The sequence below is a fragment of the Pseudomonas sp. NPDC098740 genome (assembly GCF_044760065.1).
GTDB lineage: Bacteria > Pseudomonadota > Gammaproteobacteria > Pseudomonadales > Pseudomonadaceae > Aquipseudomonas > Aquipseudomonas rossensis.
Genome location: NZ_JBIWAM010000014.1, coordinates 25,791 through 51,093, shown reverse-complemented (window position 1 = coordinate 51,093; position 25,303 = coordinate 25,791). Strand labels below are relative to the sequence as shown.

15 protein-coding genes are annotated in these 25,303 nt (G+C 58.9%); 8 read left to right on the top strand and 7 right to left on the bottom strand.

What is annotated here, in order from left to right; all coding sequences use genetic code 11:
* Positions 1-535: 535 nt before the first annotated feature.
* From ACIQU2_RS18215 to ACIQU2_RS18205, 3 genes are all read right to left on the bottom strand, one after another.
* Positions 536-895, bottom strand: a complete 360-nt coding sequence (locus ACIQU2_RS18215; RefSeq protein WP_403143226.1) for a PilZ domain-containing protein — start codon at positions 893-895, stop codon at positions 536-538.
* A 231-nt stretch (positions 896-1,126) separates the two neighbouring features.
* Positions 1,127-1,513 carry a tol-pal system YbgF family protein gene (locus tag ACIQU2_RS18210; protein ID WP_140676880.1) on the bottom strand — a complete coding sequence of 129 codons (387 nt, stop codon included), beginning with the start codon at positions 1,511-1,513 and terminating at the stop codon, positions 1,127-1,129.
* A 219-nt stretch (positions 1,514-1,732) separates the two neighbouring features.
* Complete coding sequence (locus tag ACIQU2_RS18205; RefSeq protein WP_403143075.1) at positions 1,733-2,023, bottom strand: hypothetical protein; 291 nt, start codon at positions 2,021-2,023, stop codon at positions 1,733-1,735.
* A gap of 246 nt (positions 2,024-2,269) precedes the next feature.
* On the opposite strand from ACIQU2_RS18205, the gene pyk reads away from it, so the two are divergent.
* Entirely contained in the window at positions 2,270-3,721 is a 1,452-nt protein-coding gene (pyk, locus tag ACIQU2_RS18200; protein WP_129437911.1) for a pyruvate kinase, read from the top strand.
* A gap of 198 nt (positions 3,722-3,919) precedes the next feature.
* Here the strand turns inward: pyk and ACIQU2_RS18195 are convergent, their stop codons facing one another.
* The 4 genes from ACIQU2_RS18195 to ACIQU2_RS18180 form a co-directional block, all read right to left on the bottom strand.
* A complete protein-coding gene (locus ACIQU2_RS18195; protein WP_403143073.1) occupies positions 3,920-5,179 on the bottom strand; it encodes a hypothetical protein in 1,260 nt (419 codons plus the stop codon).
* 267 nt (positions 5,180-5,446) lie between these two features.
* A complete protein-coding gene (locus tag ACIQU2_RS18190; RefSeq protein WP_403143071.1) occupies positions 5,447-6,196 on the bottom strand; it encodes an enoyl-CoA hydratase-related protein in 750 nt (249 codons plus the stop codon).
* Positions 6,197-6,224: 28 nt separating this feature from the next.
* On the bottom strand, positions 6,225-7,160 hold the full coding sequence (locus tag ACIQU2_RS18185) for an iron-sulfur-binding ferredoxin reductase (RefSeq protein ID WP_347803712.1): 936 nt from the start codon (positions 7,158-7,160) through the stop codon (positions 6,225-6,227).
* Positions 7,153-8,259 carry a GGDEF domain-containing protein gene (locus ACIQU2_RS18180; RefSeq protein WP_347803711.1) on the bottom strand — a complete coding sequence of 369 codons (1,107 nt, stop codon included), beginning with the start codon at positions 8,257-8,259 and terminating at the stop codon, positions 7,153-7,155. The genes ACIQU2_RS18185 and ACIQU2_RS18180 overlap by 8 nt, the downstream gene beginning before the upstream one ends.
* 481 nt (positions 8,260-8,740) lie before the next feature.
* Here ACIQU2_RS18180 and ACIQU2_RS18175 point away from each other — a divergent pair, with 481 nt between their 5' ends.
* The 7 genes from ACIQU2_RS18175 to ACIQU2_RS18145 all read left to right on the top strand — a co-directional run bounded on the left by ACIQU2_RS18175 (position 8,741) and on the right by ACIQU2_RS18145 (position 25,289).
* Entirely contained in the window at positions 8,741-10,264 is a 1,524-nt protein-coding gene (locus tag ACIQU2_RS18175) for a fumarate hydratase (RefSeq protein WP_129437918.1), read from the top strand.
* A 235-nt stretch (positions 10,265-10,499) separates the two neighbouring features.
* Complete coding sequence (locus ACIQU2_RS18170; RefSeq protein WP_403143067.1) at positions 10,500-15,023, top strand: SpvB/TcaC N-terminal domain-containing protein; 4,524 nt, start codon at positions 10,500-10,502, stop codon at positions 15,021-15,023.
* Positions 15,020-17,782: an RHS repeat domain-containing protein gene (locus ACIQU2_RS18165; protein ID WP_403143065.1), complete on the top strand. Its 2,763-nt coding sequence runs from the start codon at positions 15,020-15,022 to the stop codon at positions 17,780-17,782. Before ACIQU2_RS18170 ends, ACIQU2_RS18165 begins: the two co-directional genes overlap by 4 nt.
* Before the next feature lie 209 nt (positions 17,783-17,991).
* Positions 17,992-20,565: an RHS repeat domain-containing protein gene (locus ACIQU2_RS18160; protein ID WP_403143062.1), complete on the top strand. Its 2,574-nt coding sequence runs from the start codon at positions 17,992-17,994 to the stop codon at positions 20,563-20,565.
* Positions 20,566-20,644: 79 nt separating this feature from the next.
* Entirely contained in the window at positions 20,645-22,411 is a 1,767-nt protein-coding gene (locus tag ACIQU2_RS18155) for an ATP-binding protein (protein ID WP_403143060.1), read from the top strand.
* The gene (locus tag ACIQU2_RS18150; protein WP_403143057.1) at positions 22,405-23,730 is read left to right on the top strand and encodes a sigma-54-dependent transcriptional regulator; all 1,326 of its coding nucleotides are present in this window, start codon (positions 22,405-22,407) and stop codon (positions 23,728-23,730) included. Before ACIQU2_RS18155 ends, ACIQU2_RS18150 begins: the two co-directional genes overlap by 7 nt.
* 239 nt (positions 23,731-23,969) lie before the next feature.
* The gene (locus tag ACIQU2_RS18145; protein WP_403143054.1) at positions 23,970-25,289 is read left to right on the top strand and encodes an MFS transporter; all 1,320 of its coding nucleotides are present in this window, start codon (positions 23,970-23,972) and stop codon (positions 25,287-25,289) included.
* Positions 25,290-25,303: the final 14 nt, after the last annotated feature.

Here is a 25,303-nt window from a genome sequence, read left to right as displayed (position 1 = left end):
TGCAAGTCAACTTGAACGTCGCTTGAAGACTGTCCGGAAGGCCCCTTAATGGAGAAATCCAGACGCGAAACCCCAGCGCCAGGAAGAGGCCGGGTTAGAGGTCGGTATTGGAGATTAATGGTCTGATCTGGTTGATCTGGTTGATCTGGTTGATCTGGTTGATCCAACATGATCGATGTCTCCAGTGGTGGGAAAACCGCCATTTGTCTGGAGACATTTAAGCCAAACCGAGATAACCCTGCCTACCTGTCAGATATGACAGTCCCGACGAGCGGTCACCCTACACCCCGTCACTTTCCTGCGGCGCAAGGAAATGTAGCCGCGGACTGAGGCGTTGAGGCTGGTGGAGAGGTCGTTGGAGAACGAGCAGGCGATTGCTACGGCTTAGCTGTTAGTAATTGGTTGTCTGCACTGACGCCATCGCGAGCAAGCTCGCTCCCACAGGGATCTGCGGTGAACACACGTTTTGTGAACAACGCCAGACCCTGTGGGAGCGAGCTTGCTCGCGATAGCAATAGTTAAGGCACCGCAGCACTCATGCCGAAGCAGGCAACGGCTGAAAACTGAAGTATTGCTTCAAGGCGCTGACCAGTTGCCCATATTCCGGCGGCGCCCGTTGCAGGCTGAACCCGGCGTCGTAGTGGTGAGGGGTCGTGTCTTCATGGCACCACAGGCAACACGCCTGAAGATCAATGACCTGCATGCAGCCGTTGCTGGCGGGGATTTTCAGGCGCAAATCGAAATCGGCGCCGATCATCATCGGCAACTGACTGATCAGCATCAGCCCGTCTTCGGACACGTTGCCCAGAAAGCCGATGGGTTTGTCGGTGACGCTGTTGAACACTTTTAGAAAATACGGCAGTTGATGCCGCTCGATCCGGCGGTCAGTGAACATGCGCAAATGGCCCAGCAAGGCCCTTAAGCAGAGCCGCACTAATGCTTCGGAACGGGCCTGCTTCTTTTTATACAGAGGCATGGGCGCGCTCTCCCCGATCCCGGTGCGACAGTCCATAAAGCCGCTGCCGCTTACTCCTGCCGATCACAGGTGTTGCGTCGATGAGAGGCAAGGCTCTAAACCGACTATTCGACTATAGCTCACCACCACCGGTGAGCCAGCCTTTGACAATCAGAACTGCGTCGGGCGCACGACCGCAGCAGCACTGCGCAGCGGATAGTGGCCCAGCGACTGCAAGGTTTCCAGGCGGGCGCGGGCGCGGTAGGCGTATTCACTTTGCGGGTACGAGGCGATGATGAACTGGTAGGTTTGAGCCGCATCGACAAACAGCTTCTGCCGCTCCAGACACAGCCCGCGCAGCATCGACACTTCCGGCCACACGTAAGGGCGCGCGCGGCTGGCGCGTTCGACTTTGGACAGCTCGAGCGTTACTTGCTCGCAATTGCCACGGTCATAGGCGCTGTAGGCGTTATTCAAATGATGGTTCATCGACCAACGGGTGCAGCCCGTGACGCTGAGGGCACTGATGGCAAGGGCGGCAATGAGCACGAATCGCATGGGGGTTCTCCTGTCTTGAGCTCTGTATCGACCCGTTGGCGGAAATCTTCAATGATCGGGTGATGGAGTTGAACGTGTAGTAGCAGCAAAAGACATGGGGTAACGAACCAACCGCTTCGGAGTATCAACTGAAGGTGCGGCACTCAGTCTGGACCGAACGAAAAAACCCACTGAACCGCCAAGGCTCAGTGGGCTTGCAAATGAACGAAGACGTTCCGGTCATTTGACCGTAAATGTTCGAACCGGCGACGGAATCGAATAGTCGCTGTTAACGCGCTGGGATGCAGTAATTCTATTCGTACCCTCGGGCAGATCTTTATCAGGGGTACCTGACCATTTACCATCCGACACGATGGTTCGCAGAACCTCAACGTTGCTTCCTTCCGCTGTAACGACAACTTCGGCCCCTGACTTGCCGGTTCCCATGAATCTGTGCCTGCGTTCCGCTCTTTCGCCCTCTTCCGGTTCAGTGATTACCGGCGCAGGCAGTACCTGAGTATCTGTGGTCATGCTGTCATCTCCTTGACTCGTCACCCTTTGACGAGGCTCCAGCGCATTCAACCCCGCCCCCAAGCGCCTGCCTACCTGTTAGAACTAACAGTGTCGACAAACGGTAGGTCTATTGAAATCGGCGAGGCTGAAAACTTTCAGGAATGTTCGATTCAATAAAGAAACGAATAAGTAGTGCACATGAACAATGACTACACCCCCGGAGCATAGTAGCCTCACTCAGCGCTTGAACTCAGGAGTCTATGCATGTCCGTCCGTCGCACCAAAATCGTCGCTACCCTTGGCCCGGCCAGTAACTCGCCGGAAGTTCTCGAACAGCTGATTCTGGCTGGCCTGGACGTCGCCCGCCTGAACTTCTCCCACGGCACCCCCGACGAGCACAAGGCTCGCGCGAAGCTGGTGCGTGACCTCGCCGCCAAGCACGGCCGCTTCGTCGCCCTGCTGGGTGACCTGCAAGGCCCGAAAATCCGTATCGCCAAATTCGCCAACAAGAAGATCGAGCTGAAGATCGGTGATCAATTCACCTTCTCCACCAGCCATCCTCTGACCGAAGGCACCCAGACCGTCGTCGGCATCGACTACCCGGATCTGGTCAAGGACTGCGGCGTAGGCGACGAGCTGCTGCTCGACGACGGCCGCGTGGTCATGCGCGTTGATACCGCCAATGCCACCGAACTGAATTGCACCGTGCTGATCGGCGGCCCGCTGTCCGACCATAAAGGCATCAACCGTCGCGGTGGCGGCCTGACCGCACCGGCCCTGACTGAAAAAGACAAGGCCGACATCAAGCTCGCTGCCGAGATGCAGGTCGACTACCTCGCCGTGTCCTTCCCGCGTGACGCCGCCGACATGGAATACGCCCGTCAACTGCGCGACGAAGCCGGCGGTACTGCCTGGCTGGTGGCGAAGATCGAACGCGCCGAAGCCGTGGCCGACGACGAAACCCTCGACGCGCTGATCAATGCCTCCGACGCCGTCATGGTGGCTCGTGGTGACCTCGGTGTGGAAATCGGCGACGCCGAGCTGGTGGGCATTCAGAAGAAAATCATTCTGCACGCACGCCGCCACAACAAGGCTGTGATCGTGGCGACCCAGATGATGGAGTCGATGATCCAGAACCCGATGCCGACTCGCGCCGAAGTGTCCGACGTGGCCAACGCCGTGCTCGATTACACCGACGCCGTGATGCTCTCGGCTGAAAGTGCTGCCGGCCTGTACCCGCTGGAAGCGGTGCAAGCCATGGCGCGCATCTGCATCGGCGCTGAAAAGCACCCGACCAGCAAGACCTCCAGCCACCGCATCGGCAAGGTCTTCGAAAGCTGCGACCAAAGCATCGCCCTGGCGGCCATGTACACCGCCAACCACTTCCCGGGTGTGAAGGCGATCATCGCGCTGACCGAAAGTGGCTACACGCCGTTGATCATGTCGCGCATCCGTTCCTCGATACCGATCTACGCGTTCTCCCCGCACCGCGAAACCCAGGCCCGCGCGGCCATGTTCCGTGGCGTCTACACCGTACCGTTCGACCCGGCGTCCCTGCCGCCTGAGCAAGTCAGCCAGGCTGCGATCGACGAGTTGCTCAAACGCGGCGTAGTCGAAAAAGGCGACTGGGTCATCCTGACCAAGGGCGACAGCTACCACACCATCGGTGGCACCAACGGGATGAAAATCCTGCACGTTGGCGACCCGATGGTCTGAGTGACCGGTTGCTGAAAAACAAAAGCCCCGTCATGTGAATGATGGGGCTTTTTTTCGTCTTACTCCGGGTCTCCGGACACAACGTTATTGAACGTCATCGCACTGATTACGTAGCAGCAATGACGCTGGCAAGCAAAGTGGCGCAGCCTGGGCTGCGCAACTTTTCATTCAAAAGGCGACTTCATCGCCCATCGAACACTAGGGCAGATAACGCAGAATCACCGGACGGCTATTCTTATCCCTAGCAGCGATCAGAATCCTCCCGTCGCGTTGCGATGTCATGGCGACGTTTTGGTTGTCTGCACTGAACCCTGTAGGAAGCCAACCGGTGTCGTTGAACGCTGGATCCAGCGTGCCATTGAAATCATAGCGGGCCAGCACCGCGTAGTAGAAATTGACGTCCTGGTTTTCTATGGCGCCAGAGACCAGGATCTTGCCGTCGGCTTGCAATACTGCATTGCCCCACTCGGTCTGTTTGTTATCTAGCCGGGTATACAGCGGACGGCCGCTGTTGAACTGAATGTTGGGGCTGCCATCGGGTTCAAGGCTGACCATCAACCCTTCGAAGGGTTCGGTAAGAGTGGTGCCGATAGCAAGAATTCGCTGATTGGGCTGTAGCGCCATGTCGATAAAGCGCATTAGCTTGCCTGAGTCTGACTTGACACTGACGAAACCTTTATCGCCAAAGGACTGATCCAGACGGCCGTCAGGGGTGTAGCGAGCGACGAAGGCAAGCTCCGCTGATTTGTAATTGCCGCACGCCAAGTATTTACCATCCGCTTGAACCAATACATTACGGATGTAAACCATGGAATCCGAGCCATCGGGGAGGCTGACGACAATGTAGCCGACACCATTGAAGCTCGAATCAAGCGCACCGTTGCTCTGGAGTCTGTAAATCCGGCCCTGAAAGGGACGAACATAAGTTTGATAGCTGCATAGCAGGATTTTCCCGTCCGGCAACAGTTGTGCAGGGGCAGATGTCCCACCGGCATTGGTTTTCGCATCCTGATCCTGCTGGTCGAGAGAAGCATCATCGGCGCTGTCGATAATGGTTTGTCCGCCCGTACCAAAGCCCACATCCAGGGTGCCATTGTGGTTATAACGAGCCAACGTGCTCAACCGACCAAAACAGGCTGAGCCCAGCAACAGGATTTTCCCGTCTTCCTGCAGCAAGATGGAACTGACTTTCGAATCGGCATGCCCCGCAAACGAGTCGGTGACCAAGCCACCATTACCGAACGTCAGGTCTGGCGCACCATCGGCACCAAGGCGTCCGAGCATGTACCCATCAAAACCGTCGGTGCTGTAAACGCCGGCGAAATAGATTTTTCCATCCGTGGCCGTCTTCAAGGCGCTAACACTAAGTAGCTCGGCGCCGGGAAAATCCGGGAAAAATTTGCCGGAATCACCAAAGGTAGGGTCCAGACTGCCGGCGAGGTGAGGTTGTGCTGACATGTTCTTGCTCCTTCAAACCATGAGTGAAGACCGAAGCAACAGGCTCGGTCTGCGTCCTTGTGACTTGAACAGTTAAGCCCCTCGATGGCTGAAAAATCTACTGTCAGAACTGACAGTAGAAGTGACCGTTGGTCTGTTTCATCCCCCCCGAAAACGCAAAAACCCACCATGAATGGCCAATGCCATTCAGCTAAGGCGCGGATCCTGTGGGAGCGGGCTTGCTCCGGGCGGCGTTCCGACGATGAAGCCCGCCCGGTCAACCCAAATTCAGTGGCGCTTGATGAACCCGGTCAACGCAGCAATCGCTTCCGGCGAGCGCAACCGTTGGGTGAACTGTGCGCTCTCTTCTTCTATTGCCTTGCGCAGTTGTTCCCGGTCCGGGGCTTTCATCAATTGCTTGCTGATGCGCACCGCTTCCGGTGGCAGCGACTCGAAACGCAACGCCATCTCCCGCGCCTTCGCTAACACCGCTGCGCCACTGTCCAAGGCTTCGGTCGCAATGCCCCACTGCGCGGCTTGTTCACCACTGAAACCTTCGCCCAGCAGCAGCAACTCGGCCGCTTTGGCCTGCCCGAGCAGTCGCGGCAGGATCAGGCTGGAGCCGAACTCCGGGCATAACCCGAGATTAACGAACGGCATGCGAAGGCGCGCATCGCGGCTGACATACACCAGATCGCAATGCAGCAGCATCGTCGTGCCAATGCCCACCGCCGCGCCGGCCACGGCAGCGATCACCGGTTTGCGGCATTCGAGCAGGGTGAGCATGAACTGAAACACCGGGCTGTCGAGGTTGCTCGGTGGTTGCTGGATGAAGTCGGCGATGTCGTTGCCAGCGGTGAAGCACTCGGTAGAACCGGTGATCAGCACGGCGTTGATTTCGGGGTCGCTATCCGCCTGTTTCAGCGCTTCGGCCAAGTGACTGTACATGGCGCGGGTCAGGGCGTTTTTCTTGTCGGGGCGGTTGAGGCGCAGGGTCAGCAGGCCACGCTCACGTTCAAACTGGATGGCATCGCTCATGGTGGTCTCGGTGTCTGAAAATCAGCGCTCAACCACGGAGAACAAAGACATCCGCCAGCAGTTGATTGCGCGGCAATCCCGCCAGGTACAAGCGCCGGGCAAAGGCGTCGACGCTATCGGGGGCCCCGCAGAGTAAGGCCAGGGTTTGCCGGGAGACAAGCCGCAGTTGCGCCAAAGCCTCTGGCAACTCGGCCGCTGTCCACAGCTCAATGCTCAGGTTCGGGCGGCTGGCTGCCATGGCTTGCAGCGGTTTGGCCAGGTAATGTTCCTCGGCATCATGGGCCAGGTGAATGACACGAATGGCACCTTGGTGATCTTGCCGTAGCGCCTCACGCAAGATACCGAACAACGGCCCCAACCCCGTGCCGGCAGCCATCAGCCAAAGCGGTCGGGTGTTCCAGTCCGGGTCATAATGCAATGCCCCGCCGCGCAACTCGCCGAGGCGGATCGAATCGCCGATTTTCAGCTGACGGGCCGCGTCGCTGAATTCCCCCGGCTGGCGACAATCGAGGTGGAACTCCAGAAATCGGTCTTCTTCCGGCAGGCTGGCCAATGAATACGGCCGCGCCACATTGCCCGCCCACAACACCAGATGCTGCCCGGCGCTGTAGCGCAAAGAGCTTTGAGGGGTCAGGCGCAAACGCAACACATTGGCGCTCAACCAATCGACAGCCGCCACCTCGGCCGGGCGGCCGTCCTGCTGAGGATCGAAGGTGTGCACCTGCAAGTCCTCGACCACCTGACACTGACACGCCAGGCGCCAGCCTTGCTGACGTTGGTCTGCGCTCAGGGCGTCGGGGCGGCTGTCACTCGGCAGCCCTTGGACACATTGCACCAGACAGGCGTGGCAACTGCCGGCGCGACAGCTGTAGGGCACAGACACGCCGTTCTGATTCAACGCATCGAGCAGGTTGCTGCCCGCCGCCACCGACCATTGGCGTTCGCCGACCCGTAACTCAGGCATCGACGTTCTCCCACGCGGCCGCGCAACGATTGCGGCCGTCACGCTTGGCGCGATAGAGCGCCTGATCGGCGCGCTGCAAGGCTTCATCGAGATCGTCGCCCAGTTCGAGCAACGTCATGCCCGCCGACAAGCTGAGATGGGCGACGTTGAGTCCGATCAGTTCTACATCCGTGAACGCAATGCGCAGCCGCTCGCAACAGGAGGTCAAGCGCTCGGCGTTGCAATCGGGCAACAGCACGACGAATTCTTCGCCACCGTAACGGGCCAGCACATCGCCCTCGCGCAAGCAGGCGGTGGCCACACCAGCAAAGGCTTGCAGCACCTGATCGCCGGCGGCATGACCGTGCACATCGTTGATCCGCTTGAAATGGTCGAGGTCGATCAGCGCCAGGCCATGCATGACGCCAGCGTCCATGGCCTTCAGCTCACGGGAGGCCAGGCGCAGGAAATGTCGGCGATTGAACAGCCCGGTGAGTTCGTCGGTGGCCACCAGGTCTTCGAGCTGGCGCATCATCCCGCGCAGAGTGTCCTGATGCGCCTGCAAGGCAAATCGGCGCTGACGCATGCGTTGACGGGAGGCCTGGACGTAACGGGCATAAAGCTCCAGCCAGACCAACACGATCAGCAGCACGCACACCTGCAACGCGGCCAGCGCCGGGTCGGGTAACTGGAAGTGGTAGCCCTCCCACAGCGTGATCGCGCTGAAACTGAAAAACACCAACAGCGCGCACCGCAAAAAGGCCAAGCGCGAAAGATGGAACAACCCGAACAGCAGAATCAGCACGTAGAACACCAGGAACGCGCCGCGTGCCTCGTCCAGATTGGCGATCAGCCAGGTTTGCCAACCCAGCCCCAGCAACACTTGCGCTTCGGTCAGGCTGGGGTCGGAAAAACGCAGGTTGCAGCCGCTGTAAAACACCGCAAACAACGCCGCCTGACTGATGACCACCAGCGCACTGCCGATGGCCACGTTGGGCAGGGATTCATCGTAATGACCGGTGAAAAACGCCAGCCACAACAGCAGCAAGGCCAGGGCGTAGGTGCCGGCTGCGAGGGCAAAGCGTTTGAGCAACAAGCGCTGGATGGCGTTATGGGTCAATCGTTGACTCACCGTGCGAAGGGAGGCTGCTTGAGTGTCCTACTCTACAGACCGAATGCCACTTTAGTAGCGTGCCTGATAAATGACCATTCAATTTTAAGGGCGGAAAACTGGCGTCAGAACGCTGACTGATTTCCATTGTAGGAGCTGTGTAGAGCTATGTAGGAGCTGTCGAGTGAAACGAGGCTGCGATCTTTTGACTTTGCTTTTTAAAGACAAGATCAAAAGATCGCAGCCTCGTTTCACTCGACAGCTCCTACACAGCTCCTACAGGGATCGGATTCACACGACCGACTTGCGTATGCGACCAACGATTGACTACCGGCGGGTGTGCCCGGAACCGAGGCGCGTTATACTGCCGCGCCTTTTTAGCGTCGCGCCAGCAGCCCCGGCGTGCCTTGAAAGGTGCTTGCAACCGACCGATGCACCCAAGCTGCAAGCACCTTATTGAATGTTCCCGTCTTTTAGAGGAGCGCGACTCATGACCGTGATCAAGCAAGACGACCTGATTCAGAGCGTTGCCGACGCCCTGCAGTTCATTTCCTATTACCACCCCGTTGACTTCATCCAGGCGATGCACGAAGCCTACCTGCGCGAAGAATCGCCAGCGGCCCGTGACTCCATGGCGCAAATCCTGATCAACTCGCGGATGTGCGCCACCGGCCACCGCCCGATCTGCCAGGACACCGGCATCGTTACCGTCTTCGTTCGCGTGGGCATGGACGTGCGTTGGGATGGCGCCACCATGGGCCTGGACGACATGATCAACGAAGGCGTGCGCCGGGCTTACAACCTGCCGGAAAACGTCCTGCGTGCCTCGATCCTTGCCGACCCGGCGGGCGCTCGTAAAAACACCAAGGACAACACCCCGGCCGTTATCCACTACTCCATCGTTCCGGGTAACACCGTGGAAGTGGACGTGGCGGCCAAGGGCGGCGGTTCCGAGAACAAGTCGAAAATGGCCATGCTCAACCCGTCCGACTCGATCGTCGACTGGGTGCTGAAAACCGTTCCAGAAATGGGCGCTGGCTGGTGCCCACCGGGCATGCTCGGCATCGGCATCGGCGGCACCGCCGAGAAAGCCGCCGTCATGGCCAAGGAAGTGTTGATGGAGTCCATCGACATTCACGAACTGAAAGCACGCGGCCCGCAGAATCGTATCGAAGAGATGCGTCTGGAGCTGTTCGAGAAGGTCAACCAACTGGGCATCGGCGCCCAGGGCCTGGGTGGCCTGACCACCGTACTCGACGTGAAGATCATGGATTACCCGACCCACGCCGCTTCGTTGCCGGTGTGCATGATCCCGAACTGCGCCGCCACCCGTCACGCGCACTTCGTGCTCGACGGTTCCGGCCCGGCATCCCTTGAAGCGCCACCGCTGGACGCCTACCCGGAAATCGTCTGGGAAGCCGGCCCATCGGCCCGTCGCGTCAACCTCGACACCCTGACCCCGGAAGACGTGCAGAGCTGGAAGCCGGGCGAAACCGTCCTGCTCAACGGCAAGATGCTCACCGGTCGCGACGCTGCGCACAAGCGCATGGTCGAGATGCTGAACAAGGGTGAAACCCTGCCGGTGGACCTCAAGGGTCGCTTCATCTACTACGTCGGCCCGGTTGATCCGGTGCGCGAAGAAGTGGTGGGCCCTGCCGGTCCGACCACGGCCACGCGGATGGACAAGTTCACCCGTCAGATCCTCGAGCAAACCGGCCTGTTGGGCATGATCGGCAAATCCGAGCGCGGCCCGACCGCGATCGAAGCGATCAAGGACCACAAAGCCGTTTACCTGATGGCAGTCGGCGGCGCGGCTTATCTGGTGGCGCAAGCCATCAAGAAATCCCGCGTGGTGGCTTTCGCCGAACTGGGCATGGAAGCGATCTACGAGTTCGACGTCAAAGACATGCCAGTGACTGTTGCGGTCGACAGCAAGGGCGAGTCAGTACACATCACCGGTCCTGCCATCTGGCAGAAAAAGATCAGTGAAAGCCTGGCGGTGGAAGTGCAGTAAGCGCTTCAGCCTGCCAATACGGCCGGGTCGTCTTTTAGATGGCCCGGCCGTTTTTTTGGGTGTCACTTTTACTATTCGCTATATAACGCAGTGTTTCCCACGGTATTCGGTCTAAAAAAACCGGCCTCACCTGTCAGATCTGACAGGTCACACCTTCCCCTGATTTTGTTAGCGTCGCTCTATCACGCGACACCGTTGCTACGGGAGAGCGCAAAGCCGACACAGGATCAGCCCCATGGAAGAGCAAGCCTCCCTGAGCATCACTGAACCCTCCATCGCCAAGAGTGCTTCCATTGCCACGATTGGCAAAAGCTGGGGATCGGTCGGCGTGACGGGCAGTGCCTCGTTCGAGTTGCCGCTGCCCCTTTCAGCAGGGCGCGGTTTCGATCCCGCCATGGCGCTGGCCTATGACAGCCAGGGCGGTAACGGTCCGTTCGGCATCGGCTGGCGTTTGGGCACCAGGGCCATCACTCGCCGGACCAGCAAGGGCGTGCCTGATTACCTCGACGTCGACATCATGGTCGGCCCCGGCGGTGAGGAGTTGATGCCCGAGTTGGATGACAAGGGCAAGCCCAAGTCCAGAATCGAGACTCAATACCGCAAGCTCCCCATTGGCGAGCACCGCGTTGTGCGCTACTGGCCACGGGTCGAGAGTTCGTTCGATCTGATTGAACTCTGGCGCTCCGACACCACTCCCGAGGGTTTCTGGCTGGTGCATGGGGCCGATGGCAGTCTTCACCTGTTCGGTAAATCCGATACCTCGCGTCGGGCTGATCCGCAGGGCCCGCAACGCGTTGCTGCCTGGTTGTTGCAGGAAAGCATGAACACCCACGGTGAACACATTTGCTTCGAATACAAAGCAGAGGACTCGTCTGAGGACCCGGGTCTGCCACACGACTACCGGGCTCAGCGTTACTTGCATCGCGTGCTGTATGGCAACTTCGCAGCGAGTCAGCACTTGTATGGCTGGAACATACTGACATTAGCGCCTTCATGGCACTTCCATCTGGTATTCGACTACGGCGAGCGCACTAAAGCCCTGACGGAAAAACCGGTCTATGACGGCGACACACTTAATCCGTGGCTGACACGCTCAGACCCCTTTTCCTCCTATGGTCAAGGCTTTGAAGTGGGCACTCGCCGCCTCTGCCAACAAGTATTGATGTTTCATCAGTTTCCCGATTTAGGGGCCAATCCGGTGCTGGTTCGACGCCTGGTACTCGATTACCCGCGCAGCACAGCGCTCTGGTCCTATAGTCAAATCGTAGCGGCTCACTATCAAGCGTACGACGCCAGCGGCGCCGTGGAAAACATGCCGCCGGTGGAGTTCGACTATTCAGGCTTCGAACTCAATAAGCAGTCGAGCCCGTTCTTCCCCTTCGAAAACATGCCCGGCATCGAGGACGGCGCGAGCCACCAATGCGTTGATTTGTTCGGTGAAGGCGTGCCGGGGTTTCTCTGTCGTTACGACCAGAGCTGGTATTACCGCGAACCCTTGCGCGCGCCGACGGGGGCGGATGACATCCACTATGGCCCATGGACAGAACTGACCCGCATTCCCGTGGCCGATCGCAATCAACCGACCTATCAGGCGCTGACCGATCTGACCGGCGACGGCCGGCTCGACTGGATCCTCGCCTCGCCCGGCATGAGCGGTTTCCATACCCTCAACCCCGATCGCAGCTGGTCAGGGTTCATTCCCTTTACGGCGTTCCCGGTGGAGTTCTTCCACACGCTTTCACAGTCTGGCGACTTGATGGGCGACGGGCTCAGCTCGATGGCGCTGATCGGCCCGCGAAGCGTGCGCCTGTACGCCAACCGGCGTGAGGACGGTTTCGCGCAGGGCCAGGAGGTCGAGCACAAACCGGACACTGATCGACTGCCGCTGTTCAGCAACTCCCGCACCGAACTGGTGATGCTGAGCAACTTGCTGGGCAGCGACATGACCGAGCTGTGCCGCATCCGGCACGACGAAATCAAATGCTGGCCGAACCTCGGTCACGGTCGGTTCGGCGAGGGTTTTGTCATGAGTGCCCTGCCCTTCGATTACGCGACATTCGACGCGGCGCGAGTGCGGATTGCCGACCTGGACGGCTCTGGCGCACCGGCACTGATTTATCTGAAGTCCGACTGTTTCCAGATCTATTTCAATCGCGGCGGCAATGGTCTGGAGCAGATCCCTGTCACGGTCCCTTGGCCCGAAGGCATCCGTTACGACAACCTGTGCCAGGTCACCCTCGCCGACTTGCAAGGCCTGGGTTGCGCGAGCCTGATCCTGACCGTGCCGCATATGAAGCCACGGCACTGGCGCTACGATTTCGTCAGCGCCAAGCCTTACATGCTCATCGCCAGTAACAACAACATGGGTTGCAGTACGCAGGTGGTGTATCGCAGTTCGGCACAGGAATGGCTGGATGAAAAGCATCGGATACTCACGTTCAAACGCTTGCCGATTTGCTACCTGCCGTTCCCGGTACCGGTGGTCAAGCAACAAAGCCAACTCGATGAAATCACCGGCAACTGCCTGAACCAGTTTTTCCAGTATTTGCAGGGCTATTACGATGGCCTGAACCGCGAGTTTCGCGGCTTCGGATTGCTGCGTCAGACCGACAGCGAAACCAGCGCTAGTGCAGACGACATCGGTTTTACCGCCCCAGCGCTGGTCTGCACCTGGTTTCACACCGGACGGCAAATCGATCTGCCACGCGATGGCTATTTCAACCGTGACTCCGAAGCGTGTGATTTGAAACCCACGCTGTTCTGCCAGTATCACCGCAACGACGCTTTCGATGACCCGATCCCGCCGCCCGATGAAGCCACCGCCCACGAAATCGCCCGCGCCCTCGCAGGTTCAGTGCTGCGTGTGGAGACCTACGCCGCCGACGATGACCTGGGCATGGCGGTGCCTTTCGCGGTGGAGGAAAACCGTTACAAGGTCCGCGAGCTGCGCAAAAAGGGCGACCATGACGCTTACCCGATCATGCTGCCCTTGCCGCTGGAAAAGATCAGCTACCAGTACGAACGCTTCATTGATGACCCGCTGTGCCGACATGAAATCACGTTGGGCCATGACGAGTTCGGTCTGCCTGTGCATGGCATTACGGTCAGCTATGCACGGCGCAGAACCTCCATTGATAAACCGCCCTTTGACGATGTCGATGAACAGAAATGGTGGCTTGATGCCCATGATCCGGCGCAACAGTCTTATTACCTGAGCGAAACCCGCACCGAGTTCATTCACTTGACGGAGGACCTGCAAGGCTGGCGACTAGGTCTGCCCTATCTGCAACGTGGCAACGCAATGGTCTTGCCCAAGGGGACGGCACCCGCGGGACTTACCCCAGCAGATATCTCGTATGAACGCTTTATCGAGCTGTACGCCACGCCGGAATGGGCCGCACAGAGGCTACTGACCTCGCAGTCAGTCTATCGCTACCTCAAGACTGACGATCGAACAGTGCTTACCGATGGCCACGCCGATTTCGAGGCACTGCGGGCACCGTTGGAACTCGCACAACTGGACAAGACAGCACTGCAAGCCTACGACACGGTGCCGTCGCTCGTTATTCGGAACGAACTGGAAAAAATCGGCTATTCGTTCATGCCCCTGGTGCTGGGGGTAGACGAGGAGGCAGACGAGGAAGAGGACAAGGAAAGAAATCTTTGGTCATCCCGGTATGGTTTTGCCAAGTACGGCAAGTTCGATAGTTTTTACAAAGTGATGGAGTACAACGAAACGCCCAGTTACGGCCCCACGACAGCCTGCTACGACGCCTACTGTCTGCTGCCGAAAAGCATCACGCAGCCGGACAAGTGCGAAGCCCGTTTCGAATATGACTATCACGCGCTGCAACTCATGCGCAGCATCAATGCCAATAACAATGTCGAGGAAGCCCTTTACGAGCCGTCCGGACAACCCCTTGCCATCAGTTTTTATGGAACTGAAGACGGCGAAGAAATGGGTTTTCGCCCCCTCGACGAACACGAACGTCCTATGGACCATCGTCCGGACCCTGCCATCGAAGATCCGAAAGGCGCCCTGCAAAAGGCGGCCAGCGTATTGCGCAAGGACCTGTTCAGCTGGATGGGTGAACTCCCTTATTCCGTCAGGCAGACACCTGACTGGCTGACCACCTGGGTCGCACAAGGCTACGTGTTGCCAAGTCTGCACATTCGCGCCAGCGCCCGCCGTCGCCTGTCCCGGCTCAAATCCCTGACCGCGCCTGAACAAGCGCTGCTCGACCTGATCCATACGGTTCCCCGCGAACCGGTGCACAGCGTCGTCCTCACCGCCGACCGCTATTGGGATGATGAGCTGCAGCAAATCCAGATCGTCAAAGTCTTTGTGGATGGTTTTGGCCGGCCACTGCAGACCAAACAGTTGGTCGAGCAAGGCCCGGCTTTTGTCGTGGCCGAAGACCGCTCACTGATTCTTGACCGAGGCCAGCCGCGCGTGGAGCCGGCCAACCCACGCTGGCGCGTCAGCGAACGTGTGGAGTACAACAACAAAGGCTTGCCCGTTCGAGTGTTTCGCCCCTACTTCGCCAACGTGCACCACTACATCAACGACCATTCCTTTCGTAAGTTCGGCCATCACGATCAACAGTTCTACGACGTGCTCGGTCGCCTGACCAAAGTCATCAACGCCAAAGGGGATGTCGCGCGCGAAGTCATCCATCCCTGGTACACCACCAGCCTGGACTTTAATGACACCTATGTTGCACCGATTGAAGGTGAGCTGAAGGCAGGCAAGCCATGACAACCACCGTTCATTGGCGCACCCCTAATGTGACGGCCATTGATAGCCGGGGCTTACCGATTCGCCAGATCGCGTACTTGCGCAAGGTTACTGCCGGCCCCGTGGAAAACCTGATAACCCGCCAGCACTACGACGCTGCCGGGCGACTGCTCGAACAATGGGACCCGCGATTGTTCGGTATCGTCCCCAACCTGACCACGGTCTACCGCCTGTCCGGCGAGCCGCTGAAGGTCTCCTCTGTAGATGCCGGCTGGCGCTTGAGCCTGGCCGGACTGGCCGGGGAAGAGCTTCAGCGTTGGGATCAACGTGGCAGTCATTGGCGCACCACCTACGACCTCCTGTTGCGCCCGCTCGCCATTGAGGAAAGCGGCGAGCCCAACGTCGAAACCTTTACCTATGCCGATTCCTCCGCCAATCCTGCTTTCAACCGGCGCGGCCAATTGACCGCGCAGGTCGACCGCTCCGGCACCCTGAGTCTCGACAGCTACAGCCTGCTGGGACAGCCACTGCGCGAAACCCGAACCCTGGTCGAGAGCAAGCCCTACCGCAGCAGCCGAAGTTATGGCCCGCTCGGTACGCTGTTGAGCCAGACCGATGCAGGTGATCACCAGCAACAGTTGTGCTACGACGTTGCCGGGCAGCTCCAGCAGGTTCAGTTGCGGATTAAAGATGGCTTGAGTTGGGAATCGGTTCTGAAAGACGCGCAGTACAACGCCGCCGGCCAGATCATCGAACAATGCGCTGGCAACGACGTGCTGAGCACCTGGACCTACGACCCGGTCGATGGGCGCCTGTCCACGCAACGCGCACAAAAAAACGCCGAGCCGGCGCTGCAAAACCTCGAGTACTTCTACGACCGCGTTGGCAACATCACCCGCATCGAAGACCACGCGTTCAAACCGACTTACTTCGCCAACCAGCTCATCGACGGCCACCGCGAATTCACCTATGACTCGCTGTACCGGCTGATCAGCGCCACCGGTTACGACGATGCGCTGCCATCGGACATTCTAGGACGGCCCTCACCCGGCGACCCGAACAATCGGCTCAACTACACGCAACACTATAAGTACGACGCCGGTAACAACCTGATCAAGTTGTGCCATGAGCGTGAGGGGGCCTGTCACACCCGCGAGATGTTCATCGACCCTGGCAGTAATCGCGGTGTGCGCTGGACACCCGGTGACGAACCCGACTTCAACAAGCTGTTTGATCGCCACGGCAACCTTCAGTACTTGCAGCCGGGCAAAGCCTTGCAGTGGAACAGCCTGGACCAACTGGAATCGGTCACGCTGGTCAAACGCACCAACGGCTCCGATGACCAGGAGTTCTACCGCTACAGCCAGGGCGTGCGCGTGTACAAACGCCACGAAACCCACACGCCATTGCTGACCCACTTTCAGGATGTGATCTACCTGCCGGGGCTGGAAATCCGCACCCGCGACAATGGCGAAGAACTGCACGTGATCACCCTGCCCGGCGGGCACGGCAGCGTGCGTTGCCTGCACTGGAAGATCGGCAAACCCGGCAAAGTCGCCGCTGATCAATTGCGCTACAGCCTCGATGACCACTTGGGATCCTGCGCGCTGGAGCTCGATCAAGATGCGCAAGTGATCAGCCAGGAAGGTTATTACCCGTTCGGCGCCACGGCCTGGTACGCACGCAGTAACGAGGTAGACGTCGATTACAAAACCGTCCGCTATTCCGGCAAGGAAATGGATGACAGCGGGCTGTATTACTACGGCGCACGCTATTACGCACCGTGGTTGCAACGTTGGGTCAGTGCCGACCCGGCAGGGGATGTGGATGGGCTGAATTTATATGGGTTTGTCGGTAACAATCCGTTGTCGTACGTGGATCCGGATGGCAGCCAGAAAGAGAAGCGAGATATCGTCGATTACTCAAAGTTCATTACCGTACTCGGTGGCCATGCCGCCACCACAATGGACCAGATGGGCAACATCGCCCATCCGCAGAATATCGGCAAGGACTTGCTGAAAAACCTGGTGGGAGAATCCATCAATGCCGGGATCGGTTTCGTCGGCGGCTATTACGGCAGTCAGAATTTCGACTTTCTCCTGCCCGATGACCTGCATGTGGTCAACTTCACCCGGCAGAGCAAACCCATGTATTCACAAGGTGTGGTTGGCGGGAACATCGGCGGCGATATTGCGGGAGGGACAATCGGTGCCTTCACTCCGACCGCAAGCCTGATCAGGCCACTGATTCCACAAACGTCGGCGATGACCATACAAGCCATTGATCGAGAGGCCGGCATCAGCACATCAGACGATTCGACGGACTGGGTGCAGGACAGTGTCGGTTTTTTTCTGAACCGTGTCGTCGGGTCAGTGGTGCCGGGTGTCAGTGCGGCGCTCAACATGGGCTCTCGGGTGCAGGAAGCCGAGGACATCAAGAATCGCCTGGACCCGGTCAAGATCCAGAAGATCGAAACGATGCTTGAGAGCTGGAAACAAACCATCGAAGAACGCTCGGCAGGCGTCGAAATGGCGTATGGCCGCTTGAAGCAGGAAACGGTGAATCCAATCGACCTGATCCCCAATGTGACGCACATGACCGACAGGTCAAATTACCAGCCGATCCGACGCAGTACCTTGCAACAACAGAGCAAGGCTGTGCTGGGTATGATCGAAAGCACCCAGAGAATCGTGTCCTGGTACAAGGAAGATGGCACCACAGATAACCAGTACCTGATGAGACAGGCACGTCAGAGCAAACGCGCGAACCAGCATCGTTGAGTTCGAGCCAGAGTCCTTGAGCAAAAGGTTGCGAAATGAGTCCACTGATACATTGGCGCACCCCGCAAATCACAGCCAGCGACCCTCGCGGGTTGCCGGTGCGCCATGTCGCCTACTTGCGCAACATACTCGATGGCCCCGTGCAGTCACTGATTTCCCGTCAATCGCACAACGCCGCCGGCCATCTGGTCGAACAACGCGATCCACGGTTGGCCGAAGCGCCCTTACCGGCCAATCAGCACACCATCCATCGCCTTGACGGCATGGCACTTAAAATAACCAGCGTCGATGCCGGCTGGCGTTTGAGCCTGCCAGGGCTGGCCGGTGAAGAGCTGCAGCTCTGGGATCCACGTGGCAGTCATTGGCGCACCACCTACGACCTTCTGTTGCGCCCGCTCGCCATTGAGGAAAGCGGCGAGCCCAACGTCGAAACCTTTACCTATGCCGATTCCTCCGCCGATCCTGCTTTCAACCGGCGCGGCCAATTGACCGCGCAGGTCGACCGCTCCGGCACCCTGAGTCTCGACAGCTACAGCCTGCTGGGACAGCCACTGCGCGAAACCCGAACCCTAGCCGAGAGCAAGCCCTACCGCAGCAGCCGAAGTTATGGCCCGCTCGGTACGCTGTTGAGCCAGACCGATGCCGGTGATCACCAGCAACAGTTGTGCTACGACGTTGCCGGGCAGCTCCAGCAGGTTCAGCTGCGGATTAAAGATGGCTTGAGTTGGGAATCGGTTCTGAAAGACGCGCAGTACAACGCCGCCGGCCAGATCATCGAACAATGCGCTGGCAACGACGTGCTGAGCACCTGGACCTACGACCCGGTCGATGGGCGCCTGTCCACGCAACGCGCACAAAAAAACGCCGAGCCGGCGCTGCAAAACCTCGAGTACTTCTACGACCGCGTTGGCAACATCACCCGCATCGAAGACCACGCGTTCAAACCGACTTACTTCGCCAACCAGCTCATCGACGGCCACCGCGAATTCACCTATGACTCGCTGTACCGGCTGATCAGCGCCACCGGTTATGACGATGCCCCACCGTCGGACATTCCGGGACGGCCCTCACCCGGCGACCCCAATAATCGGCTCAACTACACGCAACACTACAAGTACGACCCTGGCGGTAATCTGATCAAGTTGCGTCATGTTCGGGCGGGCGCCTCACATACCCGTGAGATGTGTATCGACCCTGTCAGCAATCGCGGCGTGCGCTGGAAAGAGGGCGACCCTGCACCGGTTTTTTCCAGGCTGTTCGACCTCCAAGGTAATCTCCAGGACTTGCAACCGGGCAAAGCCTTGACGTGGAACAGACTGGACCAGCTGGAATCGGTGACGCTGGTCAAACGCGACGATGGCCCCGATGACGAAGAGTTCTACCGCTACAGCCAGGGCGTACGCGTGTACAAACGGCATGAAACCCACACGCCCTCGCTCAGCCATTTCCAGGAGGTGATCTATCTGCCGGGGCTGGAAATCCGCATCCGCGCCAGCGGCGAAGAATTGCACGTGATCACCTTGCACGGCGGGCACGGCAGCGTGCGTTGCCTGCACTGGAAGATCGGCAAACCCGGCAAAGTCGCCGCTGATCAATTGCGCTACAGCCTCGACGATCATTTGGGTTCCTGCGCGATTGAACTCGATCAAGATGCGCAGGTGATCAGCCAGGAAGGTTATTACCCGTTCGGCGCCACGGCCTGGTACGCACGGGGAAGCGAGGTGGACGTCGACTACAAAACCATTCGCTATTCGGGCAAGGAAATGGATGACAGCGGGCTGTATTACTACGGCGCGCGCTATTACGCACCGTGGTTGCAGCGTTGGGTCAGTGCTGATCCGGCGGGTGATGTGGATGGGCTGAATCTGTATGGGTTTGTGGGGAACAACCCTATGCGGTACATCGATAATGCAGGGTTCAGCAAGACAGAAGCCGAACGACGCTCAGAAATAAAAGCGTTCATCGAAAACCTGTCCTCAGCAACGAAGGCCGTAGATAAACAAAATACATTGCTGGAGCATGCTTTTGAGGAAAAGGACATAAACCGTATGATCGCTAAAACTAACGCATTCGCTGTTGTAACCGGTGTTGTTGCCTACGGTGCTGGAGTGGCCGGAGGCTTCGCAGGTGGACTGGCGGGAACGGTTACCTTACCCGTAGTGGGTACTGTCGCGGGCGTGACCGCCGGCGCTTTCGGCGCAAAAAAAGCGGCCAGTAAAGCCATGGAGAAAATAGGCGAAGCAACGAATCTTGAGCCTTCGATTACACCTAAGGCTGCTGCTCTTTCCTGGGAAACAATCAAGAAGAATAATGCCTCGATTCTTTCTGTCGAATACGCTAAAGGCCTGCTCAATGAATACAACCCGTTTACATCGAAAGGCCAAAAAACACCTTTCAAGGAGATAGCAACGTTCGCAATGGGGCGTCTCGTAAAGCAGGGCGCAAAAGAATTGATCCAGTTGGGAAAACTCTCTGAAGAATCAAATGATCTGGTAGACAGCTTGAGCCCTATGAAGGTCAATGGACTGGAAGACGCTTACACGAAACTGGGCACCGATGCCGCGGTAGACTTCGACCTCGCAATGGAAAACTTTATCGCGCTAGGAACCCAATCGTTGTATTCAACCGGCGGGGTGACTGGCAGTGAAGAGCTGACAGAGCTCAAGACCATAAAAGCAGACATGAAGATATTCCAGGCGAAAATACTAAGAGCGCAGGAAAATATTGCAAGGTATAGACAGCGACAAGACTGGCCAAGTAAGCGACCTTCACCGTCAGCCTGAAGCGTGCGCAGGACTATTACAGAGACTCTACACAGGCATGCTATCTTGCCGATCCGATGGCTGATCCGATGCCGACCGCATGCCTTTGATTTCCCGCACAGCCAGGTTGACGCTCTACACTTTGCTGATTCTCGCAGGCGCCACTCTGGCTGCGGGTTTTGCCGTGCGTCACGCCGAACGCCAGGCGCTAGTCGAAGACGCCGCCCGCGCCAATCAGCAACTGGCGTTATACGCCAACTCTTTGCACACCCTGATCGATCGCTACCGCGCCCTGCCCGCCGTGCTCGCGCTGGACCCGGAGTTACGCGCTGCGCTCCATGGTTCGGTATCCGCTGAACAGCAGGACGCACTGAATCGCAAACTGGAAAAGATCAACGGCGCGGCGCAATCCTCGACCCTGGAACTGCTCGACCACACCGGCCTGGCAGTGGCCGCCAGCAATTGGCGTCTGCCCAGCAGTTATGTCGGCCACAACTATGGCTTTCGCCCCTACTTCAGCCAGACCCGCACCCAGGGCACCGGGCGCTTTTACGCGGTGGGCGTGACCAGCGGCATTCCCGGTTACTTCCTGTCCAGCGCGGTCACCGGCGACGACGGCCAGTTCCTCGGCGCCATGGTGGTGAAACTCGAATTTCCGGAACTGGAGCGCGAGTGGCGTCAGGGCAGCGACACGCTGCTGGTCAGCGATGCACGCGGGATTATCTTCATCGCCAATCAGCCGGGCTGGCGCTATCGCCTGTTGAAACCGCTGAGTGACAGTGATCACGCCGAACTCAAGGTCACCCGCCAATACGACAAACAACCGCTGACACCGCTCGAATATCAATCGGTGCGGCGCTTCGACGACAACAGTGATCTGACGCGGGTCGTGGGACCTGACGGGACGGCCAATTACCTGTGGGAATCGCTGCCGCTGAGCACTGAAGGCTGGACGTTGCACCTGCTGCGCCGTCCACAAATCGCTTTCGAAGACAGCCGCAACGCCGGGCTTGCCGCTGCCGGGTTGTGGCTGGCCGTGGTGTTTCTGTTGCTGTTCCTCAATCAGCGCTGGCGTCTGGCCAAGCTGCGCCAGCGCAGTCGTGAAGAGCTCGAACAACTGGTGGAAGAACGCACCCGCGACCTGCGCACCGCTCAGGACGGTCTGGTGCAATCGGCCAAACTCGCCGCCCTCGGCCAGATGTCCGCCGCGCTGGCCCATGAAATCAACCAACCCCTGACCGCCCAACGCATGCAGCTTGCTACTCTGAGGCTGCTGCTCGATCACGGCCGGGTCGACGACGCCTACAAGGCGCTCAAACCGGTGGATGACATGCTGACGCGCATGGCCGCCCTCACCGGTCACCTGAAAACCTTCGCCCGCAAAAGCCCCAGCGGTTTACGCGAACGCCTGGATTTGGCGGCGGTGGTCGACCAATCGTTGCAGCTGCTCGACACAAGGTTGCGCGATGAACAGGTCAGCACGGTGCTGCACCTGACGCGCCCGGCCTGGGTGCGTGGCGATGCGATTCGTCTGGAACAGGTGCTGATCAATTTGCTGCGCAATGCCCTGGACGCCATGCAGGACAAGCCCTGCAAACGCCTGGAAATCCGTCTCGAAGCCGACGAACAACTCTGGCGCCTGACCGTCACCGACAACGGTGGCGGCATTGCCGAAGAGCATTTGGCCAACGTGTTTGATCCGTTCTTCACCACCAAACCGGTGGGTGATGGTCTGGGCCTCGGGCTGGCCGTATCCTTTGCCATCGTTCACGAATCGGGCGGACGCCTGAGCGCCGACAATAATGCAAACGGCGCGGTGTTCACCGTGACCTTGCCCATCGACCTGGAGGCCCCTGGCTCATGCTGAACTCAGTAATGGTGGTCGACGACGAGAGCAGCATTCGCAGTGCCGTTGAACAATGGCTGAGCCTGTCGGGCTTCGAGGTGCAGTTGTTCAGCCGCGCCGATGAGTGCCTGGCACAGCTGCCGAAGCATTTCCCCGGGGTGATCCTCAGCGACGTGCGCATGCCGGGCATGACCGGTCTGGAACTGCTGGCCGAGGTTCAGCGGCGCGATGCCGACTTACCGGTGATTCTGCTGACCGGTCACGGCGATGTGCCGATGGCGGTCGAAGCCATGCGCGATGGCGCCTACGACTTCCTTGAAAAACCCTTCAGCCCCGAAACCCTGCTCGGCAGTCTGCGTCGTGCGCTGGACAAGCGGCGGCTGGTGCTGGAGAACCGTGCCCTGCACGAGCAGGCGGACAACCGCGCCAAACTCGATGCGACGCTGCTGGGCGTGTCCCGTGGTTTGCAGACGCTGCGTCGGCAAGTGCTGGACCTGGCGACGCTGCCGGTCAATGTGTTGATTCGTGGTGAAACCGGCAGCGGCAAGGAATTGGTTGCCCGTTGCCTGCACGACTTCGGTCCGCGTGCCGACAAACCGTTTGTGGCATTGAACTGTGCGGCGATTCCCGAGCAGTTGTTCGAGGCCGAATTGTTCGGCCACGAGAGCGGCGCGTTCACCGGCGCCTCGGGCAAACGCATCGGCAAGCTCGAATACGCCGATGGCGGCACGCTGTTTCTCGATGAAATCGAAAGCATGCCGCTGGCCCAGCAAGTGAAATTGCTGCGGGTGTTGCAGGAGCAGAAGCTGGAGCGATTGGGTTCCAATCAGAGCATCCGCGTGGATTTGCGGATCATCGCCGCGACCAAACCCGACTTGCTGGACGAAGCCCGGGCCGGACGCTTTCGCGAGGATCTGGCCTATCGGTTGAACGTGGCCGAGTTGCGGCTGCCGCCGTTGCGCGAGCGGCGTGAAGACATTCCGCTGCTGTTCGAGTCGTTTGCGCAAAATGCCGCCGAGCGTTTGGGACGGACGTTTCCACCGCTGAGCGGCCCACAGTTGAGCCATCTGCTGAGCCATGACTGGCCGGGCAATGTGCGCGAATTGGCGAACGTTGCTGAGCGGCAAGTATTAGGACTGGGTGAGCCGGAACCGGTGGGGATTGACCCTGGGCAATCGCTGGCGGCGCAGCAGGAAGCGTTTGAAGCGCATTGTCTGCGCGCGGCGTTGACCCGGCATAAGGGCGATGTGAAAGCGGTGCTTGAAGAGCTGCAACTGCCGCGCCGGACGTTCAATGAAAAGATGCAGCGGCATGGGTTGAGTCGGGAGATGTTCTTGTAGCGTCTGATCGGGCCTCTTCGCGGGCAAGCCCGCGAAGAGGCCGGTACAGGCAAAGCAAATCCATAAGCTGGATAAGCGCCTTTCCGCTCACACCCTGTCCGGAATGAGCGGATTTTCGCTCACTAATCATCGTCACCCCCTCTAAACCGCCCCTCCCTCCGTTGGCACATCTCCTGCTATAGCCCAAGCAGGCTGCGTTTCAACGCGCTCCACAAAAACAATTAAATGAAGGATCCGTCATGGATAACTCACAAACCCTGCCTCTTGGGTCGACCGCTTCGCCTGCCAAAGAAAGAACCACTGCCAGTCGCATCAAATCGATCTTCAGCGGCTCTGTCGGCAACATGGTCGAGTGGTACGACTGGTACGTCTACGCCGCCTTCTCCCTGTACTTCGCCAAGGCCTTTTTCCCCAAAGGCGACACCACCGCACAACTGCTGAACACCGCCGCGATCTTCGCCGTGGGCTTCCTGATGCGCCCGATCGGTGGCTGGTTGATGGGCCTCTACGCCGACAAGGCCGGTCGCAAGAAAGCACTGATGGCTTCGGTGTACCTGATGTGTTTCGGCTCGCTGCTGATCGCCCTGAGCCCGGGTTATGAAACCATTGGCATCGGCGCACCGATCCTGCTGATTTTCGCCCGTTTGCTGCAAGGTCTGTCGGTCGGTGGCGAGTACGGCACCTCGGCGACGTACCTCAGCGAGATGGCGACCAAGGAACGTCGCGGCTTCTACTCCAGCTTCCAGTACGTGACCCTGATCTCCGGCCAGCTCATCGCCCTGGCGGTGTTGATCGTGCTGCAACAGACCCTGACCACTGAAGAGCTGTACGCCTGGGGCTGGCGCATCCCGTTCGCCATCGGCGCGCTGTGTGCCGTGGTCGCGCTGTACTTGCGTCGTGGCATGGAAGAAACCGAGTCGTTCACCAAGAAAGAGAAGGCCAAGGAAAGCGCGATGCGCACCTTGATGCGTCATCCGAAGGAACTGATGACCGTGGTCGGCCTGACCATGGGCGGCACCCTGGCGTTCTACACCTACACCACGTACATGCAGAAATACCTGGTGAACACCGTCGGCATGAGCATCTCCGACTCCACCACCATTTCCGCTGCCACGCTGTTCCTGTTCATGTGCCTGCAACCGATCATTGGCGGGCTCTCGGATAAAGTCGGTCGTCGGCCAATCCTGATTGCCTTCGGTATTCTCGGGACGCTGTTCACCGTGCCGATCCTGACCACCCTGCACACCGTGCAGACCTGGTGGGGCGCGTTCTTCTTGATCATGGCGGCGCTGATCATCGTCAGCGGCTACACCTCGATCAATGCGGTGGTCAAAGCCGAACTGTTCCCGACCGAAATCCGTGCGCTGGGCGTCGGCCTGCCGTACGCGCTGACCGTGTCGATCTTCGGCGGCACCGCTGAATACATCGCACTGTGGTTCAAGAGCATCGGCATGGAAACCGGTTACTACTGGTATGTCACCGCGTGTATTGCCGTGTCGTTGCTGGTGTACATCACTATGAAAGACACCCGCAAGCATTCGCGGATCGAGACGGACTGACAGCAACATTGAGG